Here is a 7104-nt window from a genome sequence, read left to right as displayed (position 1 = left end):
CCGTGACCGTACAGGCGTTGATCACCACGAGTTCGGCCTGGTTGACGCCGGCTGGCGTGTAACCCGCCCTCTCAAGGTTCCCCGCGATCACGGAAGAATCCCACTGATTGGCCCTGCAGCCGGTGGTATGGATAAAAAAGCGAGGTTTCATGTTCCAAGTTCCAGGTTCCAGGTAAAAGAATCCGGTTTCTCTTGCCTGAAACCTGAAACTCGAAACCTGAAACCGTCTTTTCCCTTTCCAGGTTCCAGGCAAAAGTATCGGGTTTTTTAACTTGAAACCTGCAACTTGAAACCTGAAACCGTCTTCTACCCTTTGTAGAACGGTGACATCTCCCGCAGTTTGGCCACGAGATCGGGAAGGATGTCGAGGACATAGTCCACGTCGGCCGGACTGTTCTCGCATCCCAGGCTGAAGCGCAGCGCGCTCTGGCACAGGGGCCCCGGTATGCCCATTGCCGTGAGGACATGGGAGGGCTCCGTGGAGCCCGACGAACAGGCAGAGCCGGACGATACGGCAACGCCCTTCATGTCGAGGGCAAGCAGAAGCGATTCCGATTCTATGAACTCGAAGCTGAGGTTGAGCGTGTTGGGGACCCTCTGCAGGGGGTGTCCGTTGAGGCGCACGTGATCGATGCGCTCCAGGATGCCGTCGAGGAGGCGACGCCGCAGGCCTTCGATGGTCTCCCGCCGTTCGTTCATCTCCTCTCTCGCCAGTTCGCAGGCCCTGCCGAAGGCCACGATGCCGATGACATTCTCCGTACCCGCCCGTCTTCCCGATTCCTGGTGGCCGCCGTGAATGAGGTTGTCGATGGCGAGACCCTCGCGTATGTACAGGGCCCCCACCCCCTTCGGGGCGTACACCTTGTGCCCCGAGAAGCTGGCGAGGTCGACGCCGAGGGAGGTCACATCCACATCTATCTTGCCCAGGGCCTGCACCATGTCGGAATGAAAGAGGATCTCTCTTTCGCGGGCGATGCGGGCGATATCGGCGATGGGCATCACAGTCCCCGTTTCGTTGTTCGCGTACATGACAGAGATGAGGATGGTGTCCTTCCTGATGGCATCCCTCACGTCTTCCGGATCGACGAGACCATGCCCGTCGACGGGAAGATAGGTGACGGGAAAGCCCTGCGTTTCGAGGTGCTTGCAGCAGTTGAGCACGGCGGGATGCTCCACCGCCGATGTTATGATATGGCCTTTTCGCGCCCTCAAGGCGATGCCCTTGATGGCATGGTTGTCGGCCTCGCTGCCGCAGCTCGTGATAACGACATCATTCGCCTTCGCCCCGATCACGGCGGCTATCTGCTCCCGTGCCGCTTCATAGGTTTCTTTGATGTCGCGCCCGGCAAAATGAAGGCTCGAAGGGTTTCCGAAGAGACCGTCGAGAAAGGGTCTCACCGCGTCCGCCACCCGGGGATGGATGGGGGTTGTGGCGTTGTTGTCCATGTATATTCGGGGTGTCGACACGTTCTTACTCGAAGGAGACATTCATGGCCTTGACGGGACACACCCGGACACAGAGCTCGCAGGCAACGCAGCGGGTATAGTCGAACTCCACTTTCATGGTCTTCCTGTCCCTGATGAAAAGGGCCCCGGGCGCACAGACGCTGGTACAGAGGCCGCAGTGAACGCACCGCGTCTCGTCGCGGTTGATGTCCTGCTCCATGGGTTCCGTGTCGATGTTGAGGTCTTTGAGGTACCTGACGGCCTTCTTGAAATTCGTCTCCGTGCCCTCCACCTCCATGACCATGAGGGACTCTGCCCTGGGGGATATGTTGGCCCTCAGGATGTTGAAGACCAGATTGTAATCCTTGACGAGCCGGTAGACGATGGGCTTGTCGATGGTGTCTTTCTTAAAGCGGAGAATGATCCTTTTCTTCATGGAGTCCTCGCGTGTTTCGTTCGAGCCCTGCCGGCGGACTGACGGATTATACTTCGACGATGTCAAGATCTCCCCAGGCGCCGAGCTGATCGCCGAGTATGATCAATATCCCCGTTACACCGGGAAAGCGCTGTCCTTTTTCGACGGCGGCAGCGATATCGTCCTTTTTTTTTACACTATTACCGAGGTAAGTTGCAAGTCCGTCGGCAAAAAGGGACGAGTTTCCCACCACGCAGACGGCATCGGCCTCGCCGAAGCTTAAGGAGTGGCCCACCGTTCCCGACGAGGTGCAGACCCCCCGGGGATCGGGGCCCGGTTTCAGTTCGATCCCGATGCGCCCGCTGAACGGGGAGGGCCCGGCGTGGACCTGTATGGTGCGCCTCTCCGATGTCCTGAGATAGATATCGCCCCCGTTCTCAATGATGAAGTCGCGGGTCAGCGGCATGATGTCACGGCCCACGAACTCGGCAATGGCGCCGGCGACGGTTGCGAGCGGTCCCACCCCGACGAGGGCGGAGGCGCGTATCATCTCCGAGGCGATGGCAGGCGCGAACCGGTCTTCCGCAAGGGGGGAAAGGCTGTCGGCAAAGGAAGGTCTCGTCCGGATGTATTCCTCGAGCTGGTTCCGGTAGAAGAGGACCCGCTTCTTTATGAAGGGGCTTAAGTCGCTGTCGGTGCAGCAAAAGAGATCTGTCTCCCTGTACTGCACTTCGTAGCAGGCGAGTTCGGCGGGTTTCGATATCCGGCGATAGAATCTTTCCTCATACATGGGGCTGTGCCGCGATCCCCGTGGACGGCCGTGCTGGTGATCACCTTCGACGTGACGCGGTGTTCGTACTATAGCAGGAGGGTGGGTCGGTGTCAATGAAGCGAGAGAAAAGAAGGTTCCATGTTCACGGTTCCACGTTCCAGGCGGGAGAAAGGCGCTGGTCCCAAAAAGATGAGGAACGCGGAGCTCCGAGCCTGGAGCGGTCTTTCCGCCTGTCCCGATTGATAATGCAGGGGCTTTCCGCTATAATCTCGCATAGGGTATCGATGGGCAATAGACAAGAAATGAGGACGGTGCGGCCGATGTCGATCAGACCTGTGGGGAGGTGTTGGTGAAAGGCGATGTGGCGAAGACGGTGAAGCGTGTCGATATCGTGGTGGAGCCGGGGGGAGAGGAGTTGCTGCCCGAGGAGATCTACACGCTCCATTCCCCGTCGGGGATATGGGTCGTTGAAGAGGGCGGGGAAACGATCGTCAGGGCCTACCCGGAACAGGTGGAGACGTACCTCACGGCAATGCGGCGAAGCGGGATCGCCGTGAGGGACGTCCGCGTCACCGACGAAGCGCGCCGCGATTACTCAGAGATGGCGAAGCGGTATTTCCGGCCCGTTACGGTCGAGGACATTGTCATCCGGGCACCCTGGAACGGAAGGCGGGAAGGGGTCACGTATATCACCATCGAGCCCGGGATGGCCTTCGGCACGGGCAGGCACGAGTCGACACGGCTCATGATGAAGCTCATGAGGCAGACGGACCTCGCGGGGAAGCGCGTCCTCGATCTCGGCTGCGGCTCGGCGCTCCTGTCCCTGTACGCCCGCGTGAAGGGCGCCCGGCGCGTTTACGCCGTCGACAACGACCTTGACGCGGTCCTTTCGGCGCAAAAGAACGTGCTCCTCAACGGAACAGCGGGGGTCGAGGTCGTCTGTGCCGATCTCATGGATGTGAGCGGAAGGTACGACGTCGTCCTCGCCAACCTCGACATCCGCACCTTCGCCCTGTCGTCGGGACACATCATGGGGCTGTTGAAGAAGAAAGGGACCCTCATCGTCTCAGGCATCATCGGCAGGGAGAAGAAGGAAGCTCTGCGGCTTTTTGTTCCCTGGGAGCCGGTGATGGAGGTCAGGAAGAATGCCTGGAGGGGGTTTGTCCTGAGAAGATAGTCTCAGGTTGCAGGTTTCAGGTTTCAAGGGAAGAGCAAAGGACGGGGTGATCCGGGCAGATGACCCGGATTCCCGGATCCTATTTCAGTTTGCCAGGGGGCGTCATGAATATCGGGTTTCTTGCGTCACATGGGGGGAGCAATATGCAGGCCATTATCGATGCCTGCAAGGCGGGGAGACTGCACGCGACGCCGGTTGTCGTCATCAGCAACAACGGCGATTCGCGGGCCCTTGAGCGCGCGAGGGTGGAGGGCATCCCGAGCTACCACTTAAGCGGCACGACCCATCCCGATCCGGAGAGCCTCGACCAGGCAATCCTCGATGCGCTTGTCCGCCACAAGGTCAATGTCGTTGCCCTTGCGGGCTACATGAAGAAGCTCGGGCCCAAAACGCTCGCGCACTTCAAGGGGCGCATCCTCAACATCCATCCGGCGCTCCTGCCGAAACACGGCGGCAAGGGGATGTGGGGCATGCACGTCCACGAGGCCGTCATCGCGGCGGGAGAGACGGAGTCCGGTGTGACGGTGCATCTCGTGGACGAGGAATACGACAGGGGGCCCATCCTTGCCCAGGTGCGCGTCCCCGTCATGCCCGGCGACACCCCCGAGACCCTGGCTGCCCGCGTCCTCGAACAGGAACACATCGTCTACCCGGCAACACTGGAAAAGATAGCGACGGGGGAGATAGTCCTTGCCGGCGAGGGCCGGTAAGGACGTAGACGGGTCTGCCCTTCGGGCAAACGGGTCGGCGCTCGCGCGCCTAACGGGCAGACGGGGAAAGGCGAGGACGGGCCGAGAAGGACAGCTGTTGGACAACCAACCTGTCCCGATCCGGACATGTACTCTTTGTCTGCCGCCGCAGAGACTGCCGGTAGGTTTATACACCATTACATAAAATGAGAGATTATGCGCGGAAACGCGCAAGACAGATTCCCCGGCTTTCCCGGGGCACCAACAAGGTCCTTACCCGTTTGCCCGTCCGCCCGTTTTTCGCGAAGCGAAAGACCCGTGTGCCTCTTCCCCCGTTTGCCCGTTAGGCGCGCGAGCGCCGACCCGTTTGCGCGCTTTTGCGCGCAGACCCGTCCGTCCGTCTATTCGAACATCGCTTCCGCGAATTCCTTCGCGTTGAAGGGGATGAGGTCGTCGAGCTGCTCGCCCACTCCCACGTACCTCACGGGTATCTTCAGGAGGTGGGCTATGGGGAGGATGAAGCCGCCCTTTGCCGTTCCGTCGAGCTTTGTGATGACGATGCCCGTGACACCGACAGTTTCGTTGAACGTTTTGGCCTGAGCGATGGCGTTCTGGCCGTTCGTCGCGTCCACGACGAGGAGCACCTCGTGGGGCGCGCCCGGGACCTCTTTCGCTATGACGCGGTGTATCTTCTTCATCTCCTCGATCAGGTTTGCCTTGGTGTGGAGCCGGCCGGCCGTGTCGAGGATGACGATGTCCGCGGCACGGGACTTGGCCGCCTTGACCGCGTCGAAGGCGACCGCCGCCGGGTCGGAACCGTCGGCATGCCGTACCATTTCCACGTTGAGCCGTTTCGCCCAGACGTCGAGCTGCTCAATGGCTGCCGCCCGAAAGGTATCGCAGGCTCCGAGGAGGACCCTCCTGCCGTCCTTAAGGTAGATGCCGGCCATTTTTGCGATGGTCGTGGTCTTGCCGACGCCGTTGACCCCGAGGGCGAGAATGACGAAGGGCTTGGTGCCGTTCGCTGTGAGCGGGGCCTCGATGGGGGTAAGGAGCTTTTCCACCTCCTCCTTCATGGAGGTCCGTATGTCCTCGGTGGTGCGGATGGACCCGCGCTTCCATTTGTCCTTGAGAGCATCCACGAGGAGCTCCGTCGTCTCGAGGCCGGCGTCGGCCAGTATCAACGCTTCTTCTATCTCGTCGAAGGCATCCTCTTCGATCGGTTTTCCCGCGACCATCCATTCGATCTTTGTCTTGAACTGGTCACGGGTCTTCGTCAGGCCGTTCTTTATCTTTTCGAAAAAACCCATGGTATCGTCCCCTAGTACGCCCCTTCCCGGTTGTCCCGGGCATAGAAACCTACATTATTATATATATAGAGGTCCAGGTCCTCTTCATGTGTCGTGAGTTGCTCCTCGATGACCGTCTCCAGGCGGGGTCTGTCGACAGTGCCCGTTCGCCACATTGCCTTTATCTCGTTGATGGATTCGAGGGGATAGAAAGCATCGTAGCGGTCTGTGTATTCCTTGAGCGCCTTCATGGCCCCCGGGTCCTTGAGGCCGATCAGGATGAGCGCCTTGTAGCCGTACATGCGGAGAGACGTGAGAATGTCGGGGGGCGACTTCTCCGCGCTCTTCACGTAGCCAAGGGCCTTGTCCAGTTCGCCCTGATGATAGGCCGCGACGGCGAGGTATGTGAACGCCGCGCCATCGACGTTGTACCGGGCAGCCTCCGCGAGGTACCTCGCGGCATCGTCGTACTTCTTCTCCGAAACGAGGTTCTTTCCGGCCACAACGTTTCGTGAATAGATGCTGTAGGTCGTGCAGGAACAGACGAAGCAGGCGACGAGGATTATTCCGATTCCGGCGTGTACGGTTTTCCGCATACCTTGCAGATGCCTCTCTCGTCTATCACGCCGATGCAGGCCCCGTCGCTGCACAGGATCCTCTTCGAAAAGTCATCATCTTCGCCGGTCTCTTCCCCGACAGGCGCCTCGACCGTCAGCGTCCCTCCGCAAAGATAGCAGTAAGCGCCAAACCGGAAGATGTCTTCCCTGCAGTGAGGGCAGGTCGTTTTCTCGAACTCCTTCGAACACGTCTCGCATAGCATGGTCATTGCTCCGCCTTGATCACTTTTGTAACCTTGCCGTTGTCGAATTCCACGTAGACTGTGCCCTTGTTGTCAGGCATGATCTTCCACTCGGGGCGATATGTCCAGATGATCTTGTTCTCCGGCGTGAGACTCACCATGGTGGGCTCACCCAGTTTCTTGCGGACCTCGTCCTCGTTCAGTGAGATGAGGGAGTTCTCCATAAGCGGCTGCGGTTTTCCCGTAACCTTTTTCATGTATGAACAGGAAATCAAAACAAAACAGGACAGAAGTACGATACAGGTCATTGAAAAGCGGGGACTTTTGAGACTTTTCCACAATTTTTGTGGAAAAGCTGTTGACAAATTGTATAAAGAAACCTGTAACCCCTTGATCATACTCATGCTATCTCCCCTTTGCCCAAAAACCGTGCAAAAATGTTTTTTCAATCTTATCAAATGTTTTCATCGTTGCTTCACATTTTGTTCCGATCGAGCTTTCGGTGATACCTTATCAC

General features: G+C 58.8%; 10 protein-coding genes. 2 read left to right on the top strand and 8 right to left on the bottom strand.

The features are described from left to right. The 4 genes from GXX82_01780 to GXX82_01765 form a co-directional block, all read right to left on the bottom strand. A partial coding sequence (locus GXX82_01780; GenBank protein ID NLT21756.1) for a tRNA (N6-isopentenyl adenosine(37)-C2)-methylthiotransferase MiaB occupies window positions 1-151 on the bottom strand: 151 nt, incomplete at its 3' end. A gap of 155 nt (window positions 152-306) precedes the next feature. Further along, window positions 307-1488 (bottom strand): cysteine desulfurase NifS, encoded by a 1182-nt coding sequence (gene nifS / locus GXX82_01775; GenBank protein NLT21755.1) that lies wholly within the window; start codon window positions 1486-1488, stop codon window positions 307-309. Then, window positions 1472-1882 (bottom strand): 4Fe-4S dicluster domain-containing protein, encoded by a 411-nt coding sequence (locus GXX82_01770; protein NLT21754.1) that lies wholly within the window; start codon window positions 1880-1882, stop codon window positions 1472-1474. The genes nifS and GXX82_01770 overlap by 17 nt, the downstream gene beginning before the upstream one ends. Window positions 1883-1928: 46 nt before the next feature. Continuing rightward, a complete protein-coding gene (locus GXX82_01765; protein ID NLT21753.1) occupies window positions 1929-2651 on the bottom strand; it encodes a UPF0280 family protein in 723 nt (240 codons plus the stop codon). Between the two features lie 331 nt (window positions 2652-2982). Between GXX82_01765 and GXX82_01760 the strand changes: the two genes are divergently transcribed. Beyond that, window positions 2983-3810, top strand: coding sequence for a methyltransferase (locus tag GXX82_01760; protein ID NLT21752.1), 828 nt, complete (start codon window positions 2983-2985; stop codon window positions 3808-3810). 104 nt (window positions 3811-3914) lie between these two features. After that, window positions 3915-4520: a phosphoribosylglycinamide formyltransferase gene (gene purN, locus GXX82_01755; protein NLT21751.1), complete on the top strand. Its 606-nt coding sequence runs from the start codon at window positions 3915-3917 to the stop codon at window positions 4518-4520. Between the two features lie 380 nt (window positions 4521-4900). Here the strand turns inward: purN and ftsY are convergent, their stop codons facing one another. The 4 genes from ftsY to GXX82_01735 are packed head-to-tail and all read right to left on the bottom strand — an operon-like array spanning window position 4901 to window position 6844. Further along, the gene (gene ftsY / locus GXX82_01750) at window positions 4901-5809 is read right to left on the bottom strand and encodes a signal recognition particle-docking protein FtsY (GenBank protein ID NLT21750.1); all 909 of its coding nucleotides are present in this window, start codon (window positions 5807-5809) and stop codon (window positions 4901-4903) included. Between the two features lie 11 nt (window positions 5810-5820). Continuing rightward, window positions 5821-6384 (bottom strand): tetratricopeptide repeat protein, encoded by a 564-nt coding sequence (locus tag GXX82_01745; GenBank protein NLT21749.1) that lies wholly within the window; start codon window positions 6382-6384, stop codon window positions 5821-5823. Continuing rightward, window positions 6351-6614 (bottom strand): hypothetical protein, encoded by a 264-nt coding sequence (locus GXX82_01740; protein NLT21748.1) that lies wholly within the window; start codon window positions 6612-6614, stop codon window positions 6351-6353. The genes GXX82_01745 and GXX82_01740 overlap by 34 nt, the downstream gene beginning before the upstream one ends. After that, window positions 6611-6844, bottom strand: a complete 234-nt coding sequence (locus GXX82_01735; GenBank protein NLT21747.1) for a hypothetical protein — start codon at window positions 6842-6844, stop codon at window positions 6611-6613. The genes GXX82_01740 and GXX82_01735 overlap by 4 nt, the downstream gene beginning before the upstream one ends. Window positions 6845-7104: the final 260 nt, after the last annotated feature.

Origin of the sequence: Syntrophorhabdus sp., assembly GCA_012719415.1 — a bacterium.
In the GTDB taxonomy this organism is placed as follows: domain Bacteria; phylum Desulfobacterota; class Syntrophorhabdia; order Syntrophorhabdales; family Syntrophorhabdaceae; genus Delta-02.
The sequence above is the reverse complement of the archived record's forward strand: the minus strand, read 5'-3'. Positions and strand labels throughout refer to the sequence as shown.